The sequence below is a fragment of the Bacillus cereus group sp. BfR-BA-01524 genome, from assembly GCF_022662595.1.
In the GTDB taxonomy this organism is placed as follows: Bacteria; Bacillota; Bacilli; order Bacillales; family Bacillaceae_G; genus Bacillus_A; species Bacillus_A thuringiensis_S.
In genome coordinates, this window is record NZ_JAKUDW010000042.1 from 1 (window position 1) to 18,758 (window position 18,758).

An 18,758-nucleotide genomic window follows, 5' to 3' on the forward strand; every position below is an offset into this window, starting at 1 on the left:
ATAGTTAATGAAGTTAGTTATTCCGAAGCAACATGGTGCATGGGCCATGCTTGTTATACCTTTTCTATTAAGTGTCATACTTGGGAAACCTACTATTTATCATATTCCATTGTTTATAGCATGGTTTTTTATCTATTTAGCTACATATCCATTTCTTACGTACATAAAGCAAAGACGAAAAAAAGAGTTTTTACACGCCGCAATTGTTTATTTTAGTATTGCGTTCCTATTCGGGATGATTTCTTTATTATATGAGTGGCGAATTCTTTTATTCGTAATAGTAATGATTCCATTATTTATAGTAAATATGTATTATGCTCGTCAAAAAAATGAAAGAGCACTATTAAATGATATCTGTGCAATTATTATATTTTGTATCGGTGGGTTAATTAGTTATTATTTTTCAATGAAGCAAATCGATCATATAGCATTATTCATTGCGCTTATTTCATTCTTATACTTTTTAGGTAGTACGTTTTATGTGAAAACGATGATTCGTGAAAAAAATAATCCGAAGTATCGTCTTATATCTTGGGGATATCATATCGTATTAACTATAATTGTATTTATGATTAATCCGTGGTGTTCTCTTATTTTTATACCAAGTGTCATCCGAGCAATTGTGTTGTATGGCAAAAAAATCTCTATTATAAAAGTAGGGATTTTAGAAATTGCTAATTCTGTATATTTTTTAATCATAACGGCAATAATTATGAAGTATGCCATTTGAAAAAACTTCCCATCGATAGATGGGAAGTTTTTAATCTTTTTCTAAAATGTGAACGGTGTACTCGCAACGTTGAATAGCTTGTTCAACAGCATAAAGTGATTGTTCAATACGAGCACGATTAAAATCTTTTTCAACTGTTTCAAGTGCTTCTTCTAAACAGTGTTTTGCTTCTTGTAATGATTGAAAAGAATCTTGTACATATCCGCGAGCATTTTGATGCATTTTATAATCCTCCTTGGCTGTTCATATACGAGTAGTATGAACAGTAAGAAAGAAAATATAATTTGTTATATTTATTATATTTGTTTGACAATTAAAGTGAAATTACGTATAGTAAGATTTAAGTGAATATTTTCTTATCCAGAGAGGTGGAGGGACTGGCCCGATGAAACCCAGCAACCGCGATGCAGGTGCTAATTCCAGCAGAACATATTTGTTCTGGGAGATAAGACGAAGATATATACGTAACTTCTTCTTATCGGAGAGGTTTTTTTGTTGCAAAAAAAACCGATTACGAAAATTTATATTAAGAAGAAAGGGGTTGCGAATTACTGTGACACTCGAAAAATACGTAAAACTGCGTAGTACAGTTTATGAATATATGATAGAGCAAGATAAGCCGATATCATTGTTAGATATTCAAGAACATATCGTTTCGCATCATGAAGGAAAATTCACGAAAAAAATGTTACATCAATTTTATTTATCAAGGCTATTAGACGAACTGAAACTGGATGGGAAAATTACATTAGCTGATGAATATCTCTATGCTGAAAAAGGGGTATTTTATAAGGCGAGAAAAGGGAGCTAAGCTCTCTTTTTTTTAAAAATAACGGAGTATGTAGAGTAAAAGACTGCTAAAGCAGCCTGATACAGGGAATGGTGTTGAGTGTGTAGTGTCAAAAATTGAATGTGCCTGAAAGAGGCAATTCGTATCGGCTGCAAATGAAAAGAGACACCTTCGCCGAATAGGTGTCGGTCGTTTTGTAAAATAGACTTGCTATTTAACAGTTCTTAGAATAACATGCAGGGTTTTGGAAGTCAAAAGGGAATTAAAGGAAGGGGTACAATTATGTACGCTTACTTATTAAAAGATATAACGAAATGGATCCCAAAGTACGTTGTAGATAAGGGATATGAATATTATGAAGATGGACATATAGAAGATGTTGAAATACAAGATAACAAAGTGTTTGCATTCGTTACTGGAAATGCAGGGAATTATGAAGTAGTTATCGATCTCGAAGATTTTTCAAAAAGTAGTTGCGAATGTCCGTATGAAAATTATTGTAAACATATGGCGGCAGTTGTTTATGATATTCAAGGTGCTGGTGAGAGTGCAGTTAAAGAGAAACTAAAAGATTTAGAAAAAGAAGAGTTACTTACTGTATTAAATCGACTGTTGCAAAGTTCGAAAAACGTACAAATTGTAGAGAAGTTGTTAAAGAAGGGGTAACTTTAAAGATAGAGGGAGTTGTTTTGTAGTGAACGTACTGATTATATACGCTCATCCTAATCCTTCAAGTTTTAACGGGGCAATTTTAGAGCATGTGCAAAAAGGGCTACAGGAAACAAATCATTCGGTTACGTTGCTTGATTTATACAAGGAACAATTTGATCCGGTACTTGTATTCAATGAAGAGAAGAAAAGACGTGATTTAGTAAATGAAGAAGAGACAGCGCGGTATAGAAAATTAGTGGAAGAAGCAGATACACTTCTCTTTATATATCCGATATGGTGGTGGGGGATGCCAGCTATTTTAAAAGGTTTTATTGACCGTATTTTCGTAGCTGGATTTGCTTATAAATATGAAGGTGCTCTTCCGAAAGGGTTATTGAAAGGTAAGAAAGCTTGGGTTATTAATACGTTAGACTCGCCTCTATGGTACGTCGCATTGTTATATCGATCAGCAGATTGGATTATGATGAAGAGAGGTGTTTTACGTTTTTGTGGCATTCGTGATATAAAACGGTCAGTTTTTCAATCTGTGAAAACGAGTAAAGTATCAAAGCGCGAAAAATGGTTATTACAAATAGAAGAAAAGGCTCGTACATTATGAATGAAGTCGATCGTATTATAAACTGTTGTCAGTATGATAACGAACTTTTTCGGAAGTATATTACGTGTTTACTTCAATTGAAAAAATGCAGCGATACATTTCAACAAATTCAAATAGAGTTAAGAAATGATTATTTAATAAGGGGAATTTGTGAAAGAGAAGTTGATGAGGTAGTACGGGGAAGTAAAGAATATGAAATGCATTTTCTTCCTAAAGTATTACAGTGGAATTTTTTGAGGGAACATCCACACCTGATTGGAAAAATTTGCGAAGATTTTTTTGCATTTGAGTCATTACATCTTAAGGACATAGAGTGGGATACAGTTATAAATTGCATGGGAAATAAATGATTTATTATGTAAAAAAGCTAGTATAAAACTAGCTTTTCGTTTAAATAACTAAGAAGCATAGACTAATGATGAAACCTGCATATAGTAAGTTAACAACGCAAAATCCCATAATGTCACGAGCACCTAAACCAGCTATCGCTAATGCTGGTAATGCCCAGAAAGGTTGAATTAAATTTGTCCAAGCATCGCCCCATGCAATTGCCATTGCTGTTTTTGCAGCAGGTACACCAAGTTCAGCGCCAGCTGGAATCATAATGGGTGCTTGCACGGCCCATTGACCGCCTCCTGATGGAACAAAGATATTAACGATGCCAGCACTTAAAAATGTAAAGAGAGGAAAAGTCGTTTCATTTGAAATGCTAATAAAGAAATTAGAAATAGCTCCTCCAAGTGAAAGTCCTTCACTATTTGCTCCAATCATCATCCCCATAATTCCTGCGTAAAACGGAAATTGAAGTAAAATGCCAGAAGCACTTTTCGTAGAGTCTGAAAAAGCGCGAATATACTGAATCGGAGTGCGGTGGAAAATAAGTCCAGCAATTAATAACATAAAAATTACGATATCGAGAGTAAGATTAAATCCTTTCGTATAAAAGTAATTGAAAATATAAATGAGACCTAACAATCCAACGCAAAGTGTAATAATGATGCTATTTTCCATTTTTTCAGCGAATGTATTTTTTTCTACTTCTTGAGCAGCAGCTTCTTCATGGAACACGCTAGGATCTACAGTTATCGTATGTTTTTCATCTGGATGCATCGCTTTATTAATGAGAGGCATCGTAACGAGAAAAATAATAACTGGAACGAGAGCGTATGGTGAGAATAGCGTTTCTGAGATTGGAATCGCTTCTTTAATACTGCCAGCTGTCGTTTTAATTAACGTTTCCCCGCCTGTTGCTAATGTCAGAGGAATAGAAGCAGAAAGCCCCGCATGCCAAATGAGAAATCCAGAATAAGAAGAGGCGATTGCTAGTCTATAATCTAATCCTTCTAATTGTCTTGCCACTTCTTTTGCGTATAAAACAGATACAACAATTCCAAAGCCCCAGTTTATGTATGCACCAAGTAAACTTACAATGGAAATGGCAATAATGCCTTGTCCAGTCGTTTTTGGTAGTCTGGCAGCTTTCGTTAATCCTTTTTTAATAAGAGGAGCATTTGCTAAAGCAGATCCAGTCACGAGTACAAGTGCCATTTGCATAGAAAAGGAGAGAAGCCCCCAAATTCCATTACCCCAGTGATTGATCATTTCTACAGGTGTTTGATGAGTCGCAAACATACCGAAGAAGATAACGAAAACAGTTAATAAACATGATAAAATAAACGGTTCTGGCAAGAAGCGTTGCACTAAGGCGACGCAACCATTTGTAAAAGAACGAAACAAAATAGATCAACCTCCTTATGTATATGTATTACAATTATTCGAGGTTATTTGAGAGATAACCTTTAATGTAAAGAAAATTCAGATATTTATAGGGTGGTAATTTATTGATAGATTGATATAGAGCCTCGTATCAGATACTGCTTTTAATATACTAGAAGAAAAACGGTTGTAAATGTGGCTAGCACTTATTGGGAGAGTATAGAGAAAGGTTACTAGCTGGTTTCAAAACAACTGTTGCAAAGGGAGAGGATACTCAATACAATAGTGTTGTATTACATGAGAAATATGTTTAAGCACAAATCTAGCTAAAATGTTTATACAAATAAATTTAATATTTAGGGGGGGTTATGATCAAAAGTTTTTATCTTTTAAAGCCTAAAATGTTTACGGCAGATATGTATTATAAAGTTTTTATTACAGGCGACTGTATATATTTTATAAAGATTGGCGGACAGTTTCATAGTCGACATGCTTATAAAAAACAGTTACCTGGTATTTCTGAGTTACTATTTTTGTTTTGGTTCAAAAAAATCGAGAAAAAACAATTAAACTTAGAAACTGAAATAGATACAAAAATACATACTGGAGATGTACATGAACTTTTGCAATTAAAGAATAACTTTTCCATTAAAACAAATACAATTGAAGAGGTACTATTAAATAAACGAGGAACGTTTCATACAGGTTTTAATGATAATGGGAAAATTTCATTTATATTACAAAATGGTCAAAAAATAAAGTTCATCATCCCGGAAGAAACTTTATTTTCATCTATAGAAGAAATTTTCGACCAATATGAACAGACAATCTTTGTAAGGGAAGTGTTTTAACGCATTCTCCAAAAGATGTGGATGTATTAGTTAAACACTTAATTAAACATGTAAACTGCTTATAGAAATTTTGATAGGCGTGTTTTAAGCAGTTATTCTTTCAGTATCTTCTAATATATAGGAGTATAAATGAAATATCCCAACAAGAAAAAGCTTCCACTACTGTGGAAGCTTTTCTAAATGATGTGCAATATCAATATACATATTTGAGTAAACTGAATGTATTTCATTACTTGGCGTAGCGTTAGAAGAGAAGTGGACAATTACCATATTTGCTTTTGGATCGATGTAAAGTGTTTGTCCGTAACTACCTAACACTTCAAAAGCACCTTGTTCATTGTGTGGAATCCACCATTGATTATGATAAGAAATGGAAGCTCCAGGGCCAATTGCAAGTTCACCTTCTTGGACATTTTTTATATCTTCAGTAATAGAAGAAGGGAGAATTTGTTTTCCGTTATATTCCCCGTTGTTTAATAGTAATTGCCCGAATCTCGCCATATCTCTAGCAGTTGCATTTAAGCCAGCGCTTGCTTGTTCTATTTTCGTTTCATCTGTAACGTAATACGCGTTTTCTTCCATACCAATTTGAGACCAAATTCGTTCGCTAACATTTTCAGCTAATGATTTACCAGTGATAGTTCGAATAACCCAAGCGAGTGTTTCCGCTGATCCGTTATCGTAAGAAAAATCGGAACCAGGAGGTGCAGTTTCTTCTGCTTCTTGTAACATATCGTAAATTTTCATCGGACCGTCGTAGTTTTTACCTCGAGGTAAAATATTGCTCGCTAAATATAGTTGTGCATCTTGATTTTCTAATGCTGGATGTTCATATCCGTGAGTAGGGTACTGTGCAGAAACTTGCATGTCCAATAATTGCTGAAGTGTGGCATTACCGAACGGTGTATTTTTTAATTCTTTTATATATGTGTCAGCTGTTTTTTCTAAGTCAATACGTTTTTCTTCAGCGAGAGATTGTATAATTGCCCCGGTAAAGACCTTTGCTAATGACGCCATACCATGAGGTTCACTCTCGTTATATTTATTGAAATATCGTTCATAAACAAGTTGTTCATTATGTATAACGACAAAAGCATCCGTTTTGTTATCGTCTAAAAGTTTTTTTAGAGGAGTTGTATTTCCGAATCTACGCTCCACAGTAAAATCGTCTAAGTTTTGTAGTGCGGAAGGGAAGTGAGCAATTTGATCAGGATTGTTTTTTACGTTATTAACTAAAGTGAATTCTTTCATATGTGTGTACGACCAGCGTAAGTAAGGGTCATCTAACCAGTTTTCTTTCGTCACATTATGTTTTGATGGGGTCGTTTTATTTTGTTTGAAGTAAGTAAACCCAAGCCCTGTAATTACAAATATGGATGTTAGTATGAGTAAGAGTAGGGGAGATTTTTTTAGTTTCATATAGGTCCCTCCTTTTTATTTCTATTATAAGTATACGCTTCTATTGAAAGAAATACAAAATAAGGAAAGTAAACGGGGAAGTTTACTTTCCTTATTAACGTTAAGCAGAAATTTTTCCGTCTGTAGATTGTTTCTTGAATTTTTGTTTTCGTCCGTGTAATCCGTAATATAAAAGTAAAGTGAAAGCAACGATAATAGCTGCGATAAAATACATATTATGATAACTGGATTTGGCTGCGACAATACCTAGAATGAAAGAACCGAAGCCAATACCACTATCAAAGAATGAGAAATACGTAGCTGTCGCAGAACCACGTCTATGGTTTGGAGCTGCAGAAATCGCAATCGTTTGGAAACTCGGAATTAATGTTCCGTAACCTAAACCGATTAGCATACCTGCGCCAAGGAACCAAAATGACGTTTGTGCTTGGCTTAATATGAACATTCCGATTGTAAAAATAATGATAGCAGGGTAAACAAGTACATTTTCACCGAAGCGATCAAAAATCTTTCCTGTAAATGGACGAGAAATTACAACGACAAGTGCATATACAATGAAGAAATAACTTGCAATTTCACTTAAACCGATTTCTTTCGCATAAATAGGAATGAAGGATAAAATACCACTATAAGAAAAGGCTAAAACAAATCCTGTAAGTGCAATCGGAATAGAAGATGGTTCAATTAAGTCTTTCCATTTCATTTTTTCGCGTTTTTGTTTGCTCACAGGTGCTTCATGCGGAATATTTACAAGTAGTCCTAATAAAAATGCAAGTAATGAAAATACGGAACAAACGATAAATAACACAGTGAACGAAAAATGAGAAATAATTGTTAAACCTAAAAAAGGACCAATTACCATCGGCAGACTCATAAATACGCCGAAATATGCAAGTGCTTCGCCTCGTCTATGAGCTGGCGCAACATCAGTTACAATCGTACCAGTAGCTGTCGTTGCCATCCCGAACCCAATACCGTGTAAGAAGCGAAGGGCAAGTAATAAAAATAAACTTTGCGCACCGAAATACATAACAGTAGCGGCTAAAAATAATGAAAGTGAAATAAATAATATTTTCTTTCTTCCTAAATCATCGAGCCATTTTCCTGTGAATGGTCTACATAAAACAGAAGAAATAAGAAACACAGTTGCAACTAAACCAATTTCCTCAGGTTTTCCTTTTAGGCTGTCTATTACATAGACAGGCAGAGTAGTCATAAGCATGTAAAATGTTAAGAAGAGAAATAGACTACTAAAACAAGTTCCGAGGAAATCCTTCGTCCAAAGTTTCTCACTTTGCATCGTCATCCCTCCAATTTAATCTAAATTTTTAATAATTTGTTGTAACACTTGAAATGCTTGATGTAAATCATCTTCGTTAATACCTTCTAGCGTTTTTTCTTCGAAAGTATCAACTTCTTCTTGCCATACTGGAACCATCTTTATCGCTGTTTCGGATAAAGAAATGAGCTTCTCGCGGCGATCTTTACCTTCTGTACGAATAATCCATCCCATCGTTTCCATACGTGTTAACGTACGAGTCATCGTTGGTGATTCAACATTTAAATATTGGCATAATTCTGTTTGGGTACAAGAACCAGTTTGATTAATGCGGAAAATAACAGCCCACTGCGCACTAAATAACCCAGTTGGAGATACACGCTCATTAAATTTCTTCGTAAACTTTCGAGAAGTCTGGCTGACGATATGAAAAAAATGTTGTTTTTCGTCCATGTATTTTGATCCTTTCAAATTAGTTACCTAGCTAACTATATACTTTTTTATAATAATTGTCTAGTAATAGACATGTTGATTTATGTAAAAAATTCTTATAGGTTTTATGTTGCGAACGTATATTCTACGTGCTATTCTTTAATTAAGTAAAGAATTTTCTTTCTATTAAATAGAATGGGGGAACTTGTGATGATTAAGCCTGCAACAATGGAGTTTGTTTCACTATCGAACGGAGAAACGATTGCATATCAGGAAGTTGGAAGGCGAAATACAGATATTCTTGTACTCATTCACGGGAACATGACATCGTCACAACACTGGGATTTAGTCATTGAAAAGTTGCAAAATCAATACCATATTTACGCTCTTGATTTAAGAGGATTTGGACAATCAACATATAATCAGTCGATAGATTCATTACAAGACTTTGCAGAAGATGTAAAATTATTTATCGACGAGTTAAAGCTAGAGAAATTCTCATTAATGGGCTGGTCAATGGGCGGTGGTGTTGCGATGCAATTTACAGCGAATCACCCAACTTTTGTAGAAAAGTTAATTTTAGTAGAATCAGTAGGAATGAAAGGATACCCAATCTTTAAAAAAGATACGAATGGGCAGCCAATCGTATCAAGTTTAGTAAAGACGAAAGAAGAAATTGCGCAAGATCCAGTACAAATCGCTCCAGTATTAGACGCGATAAAAAATATGAACAAACTATATTACCGTACAGTATGGAATCTATTAATATATACACATAATCAACCTGAACCGGACCGTTATGAAAAGTATTTGGATGATATGTTAACGCAGCGTAATTTCGTAGATGTGAATTATGCGCTCATCACATTTAATATTTCGGATGAACATAATGGGGTTGTAGAGGGAAGTAAGCAAATTCATCGTATTAAGGCGCCGACACTCGTCATACAAGGTGATAGGGATTATGTCGTACCGCAAGTAGTCGGTGAGGAATTAGCGAAACATTTGCCAAATGCAGAGTTGAAGGTATTAGAAGATTGCGGACACTCACCGTTTATTGATTGTTTAGATGTATTTATAAAACATGTAGAAGATTGGTTAGAATAGAAAGAATCCCCAAAATGAAAAGTGTTGCATATACTATAACATTTGTATGTAAAAGGGGAGATTATCAATGCATAAACCATCCTTAATCGCTTATTCGCCATATGATCATCAAATATACAAAAAAATAATGATAGACCCGATGTATATGCAAGTTTTACCAGCTGTAGTTCCTTTACAAATGCAGCAGCCACTCGCAGCTCACATGCAACATTACTTATATGGACCATCATTTTATGAAAATCCATATTTCAAGCACTTTCATAATAATGTGAAAGCACAAGTTTGGGAAGGATAGGAAGCTAAAAGGTTCATTCTTTTAGCTTCTTTTTTATTGCGAATATTCGTACACGCATTTGAAGAAACAGTTTATAATGAAAAGTGGAAGCGTGAGAAGGAGAGGGACAAAGGATGTCAATGCGTTTTACATTTTGGATTATGGTTGGGATTGTAGCAATTTCTGGTTTATCACAAGGAATGCTCTTACCTGCCATTGCAATGATTTTTGAACAAGAAGGGGTTAGTTCAAGTATTAACGGTATTCATGCAACGGCATTATACATTGGGATATTAGTTATTTCGCCGTTTCTTGAAAAACCGATGCAAAGGTTTGGAATGAAGCCAATTATCGTTATAGGTGGGTTTCTCGTTATTATTTCATTATTCTTTTTTACACAAACATTTTCGTTTTGGGTATGGTTTATCCTTAGATTTCTAGTTGGAGTCGGAGATCATATGCTGCATGTCGGAACGCAAACGTGGATCACGACAACATCAGACCCAAGTAAAATAGGGAGACAAGTATCGATATACGGTGTATTCTTCGGAATTGGTTTTGCTGTTGGTCCGTATTTAGCAAGCACTGTGCAGTACGGTCTTGCAACACCATTTATTATATCTACTATACTTTGTTTAATAGGTTGGCTTTTACTACTTCCAACAAAAAATGCATTCCCAGCGCAAGATGAAAGAGAAGTGAAGAGTGAATCATCATTTTCTCGTTATAGACAAGTTGTTGGATTAGGATGGATTGCGTTACTAGGACCACTTGCATATGGCGTACTTGAGGCGATGTTAAATAGTAACTTACCAGTATACGCGCTTCGTAAAGGGTGGTCTGTTTCAGATGTATCCTTCTTATTACCAGCATTTGCAGTTGGGGGTATTATTACACAAATTCCGCTCGGTATATTGAGTGATAAATACGGAAGGGATCGTATATTAACGTGGACGTTTAGCATAAGTACGGGCATTTTTCTACTTGCCGCCGTATTTGATCAATATTACTGGATCGTCTTTGCCTGCATGCTTTTAGCGGGTATGGTTATTGGATCGTGTTTCTCTTTAGGGCTTGGATTTATGACTGATTTATTACCGAGACACTTACTACCGGCAGGTAATATATTATCCGGAATCGCTTTTAGTTTCGGAAGTATTATAGGGCCTGTATTAGGCGGCGTATTTATAGAAAAAATACAGTATACAAGCTTTTTTATTGCGGTTATGATTATAATGGGAATTCTAGCAATGTTATATATGGTCTACATGAAGAATCAATTCGCATCAAGAAAAATAGAAAGCAGGTTAGGGCATGACAAAACAACCTAATAAAAAGAAATTTGAAGTACTTGAAAATGAAACAATTACAGACTGCTTAGCACGTATGGAACAAGAAGGCTACGCTCCGTCTCGTCGTATGGAAGAGCCGATCTTTCATGAAGTAAAGAAAGACGGTAAAACAGTAGTTGAGCCGTGCGGTAGGAAGATTGTTTTTGAAGGGAAATTGAAGTAATCCAATAACAAATTCTCTTTATCGTATAGAGCCATCCAATAGCTGGGTGGCTTGTTTTTTTATTAATCAATGAAGGAAGGAATTAATTAAAATGAATCTCCCTTTCATTTCTCCTAATTGGCTTCTTTATATGGGTCAAAAGATTGCTACTTTTTTCGTATATTGGTAAAATAAGTTCTTGGGTCTTACTTATTGTTATCGGTATAATGTTTGTCGCTTAACGTAAAGAAATTAGTTACAAAGATTCCATAATATTCAAAGGGGGTACAGCAACGATCCCCTCTTTTTGGAGCCACTACAAACGTAAAGCAAGAGAAGAGGCTATATGAACTATTCTTCTATCTTGTTTAGATTAAACGAGTTACTGCAATTGGAACAGGTATATGAAACTAGTCGACATCCTGATGGATCATGTTTTTCTAGCAATCTATCAATTCTGATGGAATTGATAGATTGCTAGAGAATGGAAAATGATTATCTGTATATTCCGAAGTAAATGTAACAGAGTGTCCTTCCATAATTAAGGGTAAAACCAAAATACGTTGTTTTAAAGAATGATTTGTTAGAACTGGTTATAAGTAATAAAACAGAAAAGAGGATCACATGTTAGATACTTTACAGAGAAGTAAAAAGTTTTTTTTATTATGTCTTATTTTTTTAGTGCTTTTAACTGCTTGTGGTAATACAGATGTTAAGACATCTAAAGCTTCATTACCACCGGCTGAATCTAATATAGATACATCATTAAAAGCACCAAATTGGGTAGAGAAGAGTCCTATCCAACAGTCTCCTAATTTTACGGAAGATAAAAAAGTAAAATCGGTTGTGAATTTAATAGCAACGGGTGATAATTTATATCATGACGCAGTAATTAAAGATGGCAAACAAAAAGACGGTTCATATGATTATAACTATATTTATGAAAATATCAAAAAAGCTGTTAAATCAAGTGATCTTGCTATCGTGAACCAGGAGACTCCAATTGCAGGAAATAATCTAAAAGTACAGGGATATCCGACTTTCAATACACCTGAAGAAGTAGGACAATCTTTAGTGGACACTGGATTCAATATAGTGACTCAAGCGACAAATCATGCTATGGATATGGGTATTAAAGGTGTTGCGAATACAAGAGAATACTGGAAGAAATATCCGGATGTTATCCCAGTAGGCATTAATGAGAGTCAAAACGAGCGTAATGAAATAAAAACGATTACAAAAAATGGTATTCGCTTTGCGTTACTAAATTATACATATGGTACGAATGGAATTAAAATTCCGGCTGATAAGTCTTGGGCTTTAAATTTAATTGATAAAAAAGCGATACAAAATGATGTGGAAAAGGCAAAGAGTAGCTCTGATATGGTGATTGTTATGGTGCATTGGGGAGTAGAATATACATCTACACCTTCAAAGCAACAAAAAGAAGTTGCTCAATATTTAACAGATTTAGGTGTAGATGTAGTAATTGGAAATCACCCACATGTAATTCAACCAATTGAGTGGAAAAAAAATAAAGATGGACATGAAACGCTAATCTATTATTCTCTTGGAAATCTTATTTCTGCGCAAGAAAAATTAGAAACATTAGTTGGAGGATTATCTTATGTACAATTTGTTAAGTATGAAGATAAAACTTTTGGTATACGACAAGCGGCAATCGTACCGACAGTAACCGACTATGCTGATGGTAAGAAACAATTTAAAATTCAATTCTTAAAAGATTACTCGGATGAAAATTCTAAAAAACATGGAATTAAAAAGTTTGTCGGCCCCGTTTCTTTGAAGGATTTCAAGGAGATTCCTAGAGACGTGTTGGGAAATTGGTATAAAGACTAATAAACAAAAAGGGAATGAGATACAATTAAAAAATTTATAATTTTAGCATTGGTATTGGCAATGGGATGGAGTCTTGCTGCTTGTAGTGGAAAGCAAACATCTCAGGAAACTACTAATAATAACGATAAAAATAAAAATGAAATACATGCGAAGAAAAAAGATGTTTTACCTATTTCTGATGTTAATGATTGGAGAATTATCCTTGTAAATAGAGAGCATATGTTATCAAAGGAACTAGGAATTGAATTAACAAGTATCACCCAAAATGCGAAGCCAAATATGAAAATAGATAGTAGAATTGCAACTTCCTATCAGGATATGGTAGCAGCTGCAAAAAAAGAGGGAATCAATCTTTATTTAAGATCAGGTTATCGAGCTATAAAATTACAACAAACTTATTATGATGCTTCAGTTAAAAGCTATAAATCTCAAGGTTTGTCGGATAAAGAGGCTAGTGCTAAGGCATTGGAATATCTTCAGTATCCTGGTGCAAGTGAACATCATACTGGATTAGCGTTAGACATTATTTCAGTTGAATGGCAGAATACTGTAGAAGATTTAAATGCAAAATTTGAAACTACCGATGCATTCAAATGGTTAGATAAGAACGCTGCAGAATATGGATTTACTCTCCGCTATCCAAAAGATAAAGAGAATATTACTGGCATTAAGTATGAGCCATGGCACTATCGTTATGTAGGGAAAGAAGTTGCTGTTTATCTAAAAGAAAAAGGGTTAACTTTAGAAGAATATAACGAAAAAATTAAGTCTGGTAAGTAAAAATACACTTTGATTCTATTAAAAAGTCAGATTTGGAGGGTGTGTTAATCTTCCTCCTAGAATTGCGAAAACTGTGTATGATAATGTAAGCACGTATGAACCAGTTATCGTGTGAAACGATGTATGTATAAAGAAGTTACATTTATAAAAGAAGCAATGAAAAAGGATCTGATATTCATATCAGATCCTTTTTCATTCGCAACATAGAATACTTACTTAACTAAACCTTAAAGACTGCCTGCTTTTCAGGTATTACAATAGTAACTTTGCTTTTTTATTTTGGATGTTCGTTTTTCTTAGCTTGATAGACATGTGGAGATAGCTCAAACACTGCGATTAGCATTTTTTTTGTTTGCATGATTTGTGCACTGAATGTTTACTATTGCTTTTAGTTCAACAATAAAGAATTCCGCAATAGATGACAGAACGTATATTTGGTATAATGGAAATATACTACTTAAAATAATGCACATGAGTTATAAAATTTATGTAAAGAGGTAAGGACTACATAACAATAACTAAATGTAAAAGTTCTAGTACATATAGGGTTCAGTTCATGTTAAGCAAATTCGTTATGAGAAAGGAAAAGATGTAATGAATCAAATTTCATTTGAAGATTTATTTGAAGACGAAAAAGAAGATAAAAAAGAAAAGGTAGAGGTAGCCGAAATACCTGCACCTTTATCAGCATTGCAAAAAGATATATTGGAATTAATGGATTCTGAAGAAATAAGTGCACTGGAGCTATGCGAACAATTAATACGATCTGGTAAAATATCAGATGAAAGATTTACAACGAATAAGCCAAAAGCATATGGACAAGTATGCTTAGCATTGGAAGGTTTTGTTACAGAAGGAAAGCTTACTTTTGTTAAAAACGATGAGAAAAGAGATAGGGTGTATAAAGTGAAAGAAGAAATTTCTAACATATAAGTTGTAAAGAGGGAAATGAATGATTTTTAGGGAGGTAGTTCATTTGCTACTTCTACATTAAAAAAAGATGCCAATCTTTCTTGATTGACACCTTTTTTAATAATCTAACATCTAACGTATTTACGTTTGAAACCAACTCTTCCTCTATTGACTTCTTTCTGAATACTTTCGGAAGCATTTAACAAACTGCTTTTTTTATTATCACGTTTTACTTCAACTATACCAACTTCTTTTGCAGTCTCGACTGCTTTTTCGTGTAGTGGCACATATGAAATTGCTACAGTATTTATAAAATTATTCATAGCAGATTTTGTTCGTTCTGGCGCAGCATGAATTGTATTTTTTACAATTTCAAGCATATCGGAAATTTTGCTTTCGGCAAATTCATTGTCTTTGCGATTTCCTAAAAGCCAGCAGTAGCAACTCCAGCCAGCTGACATTCGTAGCTCATCCCCACTTGCAATCCATTTATCAGCAACGTCTTGTGCAATAGTTGACTCCGATAAAGTCACTGCCACTACATAATCAGATAGCATATAAAAATATGCCCCATCGATCCAGCGATCAAAATCAGATTCATTCATGGCTTTTGGATCTGCAATAATACCTGCAAAGTACATAGCATCGTAGTTACCTGTAGCATAAAGTTCCTCAGCTAACTCTTGATTTACTTTTATTTTCTTAGCGATTGGTTTCATAGCACCTGTAGCTACGCCAAAAACTGGCTCGTGTGCACCGTTAGAGATGTATGTTTTTTTCGTTCTTTCCTTACCAAGGGTTTCAAGCTCTTGCATGACTGTTTTAAAATCCATAGCTGTGCACTTCCTTCCTTAATATAAGTAATCATCTAGTTTATATATTTTCAATTCTAATACTAATCGTATGTGAGTAGGATGTCTACTTTCTATAATATTCCCGTATTAATTTTGAAAGCCTAGCTATTCATACTTATGAGGATACTATATTAATGTAAAGGGAGGGACAATACGGATGTAAATAATATTTTATCTTTGGCTCTTTCTCTGTATTATCATGTTATTTTATAATAAGGAAATAAATAGCATTTTAAATTAAGTATGTGAGGTTAGTTATAAATGATAAAGAAATTTACTAGAGTAGTATTAACTATGGTTATGCCAATTGGTCTTATTACGGGGTGTGGGGTTACTGAAAAAACTGAAGCACAAAAGCCGAAAGTGGTACAAACGGAGAAAAAGGACTATATGGATTACTCATATGGTAGCAAAGGTATACTAGTAAGCGGAAAAGCGAAAGAACGGCAACAATACGAGATTGGATATATAGATGATAACAAGTTAATTGGGATTGATGAAAATATTGAAGACTGCATTATTTTAGATAATAAAGATGAAGTAGGTCTCATTTGGAAACAAATAAAGCGTGGATCTATTATTGAAGTGCAATACGGTAAGGATCGCAATGATATTGTAGGCGTGCAATTCGTAGGAGATCGTGAGCCATACGAAATTAGTGATAAGTTTGATCGAAATACGATAAACGAAATTGTCGGACAAGTTAAAGGTAATTTGTAATAGTATATAATGTGAAAGAAATAGCATTTACTGTAGCTATTAAAATGTGGATTGTTGAAAATGCTTTTGACGGTATTGGTAATTAGTTGTAAAATAACTTTTGTTGACGGATTTTGTAAAAAGTATGTTAGATGAAATTCATCTGTAGGGGTGACATATAAATATTTTCTTAATGGACATAAAATAATGAAATTTAAATATATAAATAAAAAGAAAATATATAGAAGTACATAGTAGATTCATATTTTTAAAATTAATGTGACAACAAAGGGAGGTTGAGATATATACACGGCGGGAATGTGTGTATATCTATTTATAATAATGAATAAGACAATCAAACAACAAGTAATCGCACTATCAACAAGCCTAGTGATTTTAGGGAGTGTACCTTTATCAGCATCAGCAGAAGAGATAAACAAATCTCAAACTGATCAACTAAATATTGCTGAAGGAGAACATGGAACGAGCGGATTAAATTATTCTAATTTCAAGTTGGAAGTTCCTGATCATGTACAAATTAACGAAGCAGAAGTATCTGAAAATGAAAAAATGCTTTTAGAAGAATATAAGCATAAACATGATGAAACAGAAGAATTAAACAAAATGAAAGATGCAAAGAAGGGGCAAGTAGCAGAAAAGGAAGCTATTTCAAATATTGAAAAGGCATTTGAATCTGTAGATGGTCGAAATGATGGATCTGATCGTCAAATGAAACCTGTTGCAAAGCCAAGAGGTATTCAATATAGTGCACCGAGTACGAAGAAATATGGAACACTTGCAGGAGTTCCATTTGTAGAGTGGATTGTTCCAGCAGGAAACTCTGATATTCGTCCTGCAAATCCGATGAAAGCACGTTACATTACAATCCATGAGACGGCAAATACGGCCGCTGGTGCTAATGCTGAAAATCATGCGAAATATTTATATAAGCAAGCAACGGAAGGAACTTTCCGAACAGCTTCATGGCATTTTACTGTAGACGATAAACAAATTTATCAACACTTACCAACAAACGAAAATGGTTGGCATGCAGGAGATGGAGATGGATCTGGAAACAGGGAGTCTATCGGTATTGAGATCGCGGTTAACCAAGACGGTGATTACAATAAAGCGTTAGAAAATGCAAAACGACTTGCAGGTTATTTAATGAACAAAGAAGGAATTGGTGCAGATCATATTTACAAGCATCAACAATGGAGCGGGAAAAAATGTCCTGATATTTTAATTTCACGTGGTAATTGGGCTGGTTTCGTACAAGGAATTCAATGGTATGCAAATATAAATGCGCAGATTGATACGCCTTTACAAGATAAAAATGAATCATTTGATCCAAATGAAAATAATCCAGCTGAACCTAGCATGGAACTAGTGGTAAATGGTAGCGGCATCAATGTGCGTAGTGATGCGGGTATTGAACATCGTGTTGTACGTAAAGCTTCAAACGGAGATCGTTACAAAGTATTAGCGGTTAAAAATGGTTGGTATAAAGTAGGTAATGGAGAATGGATTTTCTATGACCCAAGTTGGATTAAAATTAACTACAATGTACCAAAGGAAGAAGTACAAAAGCCTAAGGAAGAAGTACAAAAACCAAAAGATGATATTACAGGTGGCTGGTTTGAAGGGCATATTCGTAAATTAAACAGTCTAGGTATTATGCAAGGCGAAGGCAATGGTGTATTTGCGCCATATCGAAATGTAACGAGAGCGGAGTTTGCGAAATTAATCTCGAATGCTCTTAAACTGCCAGAGGGAAATAAGTCATTTGTAGATATTAATGAGGCACATCCATCACTTCATGACGGTATTAAACGTTGTGCAAGTGCAGGAATTATTAATGGTCGTGGTGAAGGGATTTTTGATCCTAACTCACCAATTACTCGTGAAGAAGTATCTATTATGATTGACAAAGTATTACGATACAAAGGAATTACAGGTGAGTTAGTAGCATTACCATTTACAGATAAGCATTTAATAACATACAAAGAATCGGTTCAACGATTATACAGCTTAAAGGTAGTTAATGGTGTTGGAAATAATGAGTTTGATCCCCGAGGTACAGCAACTCGTGGTCAGGCAGCTGCCTTTATTGTGAAGATGTTAGATTCAATGCAAAAATAAAATAAAACTTGAATCAGTGGGGCCACTCGCGTTGCAATCGAGCAGTTTATTCACCGAATTTTGAAATGAGAGTTTTACTGCCTGCAAATAGCAGAATAAATTGTATGTAGAAGCTGACACTGGTAGAAGTAAAAAATAAGAAGAATTTG

The 18,758-nt window shown here is 34.5% G+C and carries 21 protein-coding genes and 1 riboswitch; of the genes, 15 read left to right on the forward strand and 6 right to left on the reverse strand.

The window, feature by feature from the left end:
• Positions 1-7 precede the first annotated feature (7 nt).
• Positions 8-730, forward strand: coding sequence for a YwiC-like family protein (locus tag MR170_RS16365; protein ID WP_242308652.1), 723 nt, complete (start codon positions 8-10; stop codon positions 728-730).
• A 30-nt stretch (positions 731-760) separates the two neighbouring features.
• Here MR170_RS16365 and MR170_RS16370 read toward each other — a convergent pair whose 3' ends face one another.
• Positions 761-952: a hypothetical protein gene (locus MR170_RS16370; protein ID WP_016080931.1), complete on the reverse strand. Its 192-nt coding sequence runs from the start codon at positions 950-952 to the stop codon at positions 761-763.
• Between the two features lie 131 nt (positions 953-1,083).
• A riboswitch (SAM riboswitch) is annotated at positions 1,084-1,182 on the forward strand.
• Between the two features lie 101 nt (positions 1,183-1,283).
• On the opposite strand from MR170_RS16370, the gene MR170_RS16375 reads away from it, so the two are divergent.
• The 4 genes from MR170_RS16375 to MR170_RS16390 all read left to right on the forward strand — a co-directional run bounded on the left by MR170_RS16375 (position 1,284) and on the right by MR170_RS16390 (position 3,140).
• Complete coding sequence (locus tag MR170_RS16375; RefSeq protein WP_000171475.1) at positions 1,284-1,541, forward strand: hypothetical protein; 258 nt, start codon at positions 1,284-1,286, stop codon at positions 1,539-1,541.
• 261 nt (positions 1,542-1,802) lie between these two features.
• Positions 1,803-2,186, forward strand: a complete 384-nt coding sequence (locus MR170_RS16380) for an SWIM zinc finger family protein (protein ID WP_016080933.1) — start codon at positions 1,803-1,805, stop codon at positions 2,184-2,186.
• Between the two features lie 28 nt (positions 2,187-2,214).
• Positions 2,215-2,790 (forward strand): NAD(P)H-dependent oxidoreductase, encoded by a 576-nt coding sequence (locus MR170_RS16385; protein ID WP_029442826.1) that lies wholly within the window; start codon positions 2,215-2,217, stop codon positions 2,788-2,790.
• Positions 2,787-3,140: a hypothetical protein gene (locus tag MR170_RS16390; protein ID WP_029442825.1), complete on the forward strand. Its 354-nt coding sequence runs from the start codon at positions 2,787-2,789 to the stop codon at positions 3,138-3,140. Before MR170_RS16385 ends, MR170_RS16390 begins: the two co-directional genes overlap by 4 nt.
• A 40-nt stretch (positions 3,141-3,180) precedes the next feature.
• On the opposite strand, the gene MR170_RS16395 is transcribed toward MR170_RS16390, so the two are convergent.
• Positions 3,181-4,527, reverse strand: a complete 1,347-nt coding sequence (locus MR170_RS16395) for a short-chain fatty acid transporter (RefSeq protein ID WP_242308653.1) — start codon at positions 4,525-4,527, stop codon at positions 3,181-3,183.
• A gap of 347 nt (positions 4,528-4,874) precedes the next feature.
• Between MR170_RS16395 and MR170_RS16400 the strand changes: the two genes are divergently transcribed.
• Positions 4,875-5,357 carry a hypothetical protein gene (locus tag MR170_RS16400; protein ID WP_242308654.1) on the forward strand — a complete coding sequence of 161 codons (483 nt, stop codon included), beginning with the start codon at positions 4,875-4,877 and terminating at the stop codon, positions 5,355-5,357.
• A 159-nt stretch (positions 5,358-5,516) separates the two neighbouring features.
• Here the strand turns inward: MR170_RS16400 and MR170_RS16405 are convergent, their stop codons facing one another.
• The 3 genes from MR170_RS16405 to MR170_RS16415 all read right to left on the reverse strand — a co-directional run bounded on the left by MR170_RS16405 (position 5,517) and on the right by MR170_RS16415 (position 8,508).
• On the reverse strand, positions 5,517-6,776 hold the full coding sequence (locus MR170_RS16405; RefSeq protein ID WP_226603740.1) for a serine hydrolase domain-containing protein: 1,260 nt from the start codon (positions 6,774-6,776) through the stop codon (positions 5,517-5,519).
• A gap of 100 nt (positions 6,777-6,876) precedes the next feature.
• Positions 6,877-8,076 carry an MFS transporter gene (locus MR170_RS16410; protein ID WP_242308655.1) on the reverse strand — a complete coding sequence of 400 codons (1,200 nt, stop codon included), beginning with the start codon at positions 8,074-8,076 and terminating at the stop codon, positions 6,877-6,879.
• 15 nt (positions 8,077-8,091) lie between these two features.
• Complete coding sequence (locus MR170_RS16415; RefSeq protein ID WP_016080940.1) at positions 8,092-8,508, reverse strand: MarR family winged helix-turn-helix transcriptional regulator; 417 nt, start codon at positions 8,506-8,508, stop codon at positions 8,092-8,094.
• 189 nt (positions 8,509-8,697) lie between these two features.
• Between MR170_RS16415 and phaZ the strand changes: the two genes are divergently transcribed.
• The 7 genes from phaZ to MR170_RS16450 all read left to right on the forward strand — a co-directional run bounded on the left by phaZ (position 8,698) and on the right by MR170_RS16450 (position 14,935).
• Positions 8,698-9,594, forward strand: a complete 897-nt coding sequence (gene phaZ, locus MR170_RS16420) for an intracellular short-chain-length polyhydroxyalkanoate depolymerase (protein WP_016080941.1) — start codon at positions 8,698-8,700, stop codon at positions 9,592-9,594.
• Between the two features lie 67 nt (positions 9,595-9,661).
• The gene (locus tag MR170_RS16425; RefSeq protein WP_016080942.1) at positions 9,662-9,889 is read left to right on the forward strand and encodes a hypothetical protein; all 228 of its coding nucleotides are present in this window, start codon (positions 9,662-9,664) and stop codon (positions 9,887-9,889) included.
• Positions 9,890-10,002: 113 nt separating this feature from the next.
• Positions 10,003-11,199, forward strand: coding sequence for an MFS transporter (locus tag MR170_RS16430; RefSeq protein ID WP_242308656.1), 1,197 nt, complete (start codon positions 10,003-10,005; stop codon positions 11,197-11,199).
• Positions 11,183-11,383: an NETI motif-containing protein gene (locus MR170_RS16435; RefSeq protein ID WP_000166303.1), complete on the forward strand. Its 201-nt coding sequence runs from the start codon at positions 11,183-11,185 to the stop codon at positions 11,381-11,383. The genes MR170_RS16430 and MR170_RS16435 overlap by 17 nt, the downstream gene beginning before the upstream one ends.
• Before the next feature lie 603 nt (positions 11,384-11,986).
• Positions 11,987-13,222 carry a CapA family protein gene (locus tag MR170_RS16440; protein WP_048564590.1) on the forward strand — a complete coding sequence of 412 codons (1,236 nt, stop codon included), beginning with the start codon at positions 11,987-11,989 and terminating at the stop codon, positions 13,220-13,222.
• Between the two features lie 48 nt (positions 13,223-13,270).
• Complete coding sequence (locus MR170_RS16445) at positions 13,271-14,002, forward strand: M15 family metallopeptidase (RefSeq protein ID WP_000241995.1); 732 nt, start codon at positions 13,271-13,273, stop codon at positions 14,000-14,002.
• A 594-nt stretch (positions 14,003-14,596) separates the two neighbouring features.
• Complete coding sequence (locus MR170_RS16450; protein WP_001071898.1) at positions 14,597-14,935, forward strand: DUF3895 domain-containing protein; 339 nt, start codon at positions 14,597-14,599, stop codon at positions 14,933-14,935.
• Positions 14,936-15,039: 104 nt separating this feature from the next.
• On the opposite strand, the gene MR170_RS16455 is transcribed toward MR170_RS16450, so the two are convergent.
• Positions 15,040-15,747, reverse strand: a complete 708-nt coding sequence (locus MR170_RS16455; protein WP_242308657.1) for a DNA alkylation repair protein — start codon at positions 15,745-15,747, stop codon at positions 15,040-15,042.
• 282 nt (positions 15,748-16,029) lie between these two features.
• Here MR170_RS16455 and MR170_RS16460 point away from each other — a divergent pair, with 282 nt between their 5' ends.
• Positions 16,030-16,488 carry a hypothetical protein gene (locus tag MR170_RS16460; RefSeq protein ID WP_242308658.1) on the forward strand — a complete coding sequence of 153 codons (459 nt, stop codon included), beginning with the start codon at positions 16,030-16,032 and terminating at the stop codon, positions 16,486-16,488.
• A 321-nt stretch (positions 16,489-16,809) separates the two neighbouring features.
• Positions 16,810-18,609, forward strand: coding sequence for an S-layer homology domain-containing protein (locus MR170_RS16465; protein WP_242308659.1), 1,800 nt, complete (start codon positions 16,810-16,812; stop codon positions 18,607-18,609).
• The last annotated feature ends 149 nt before the right edge of the window (positions 18,610-18,758 follow it).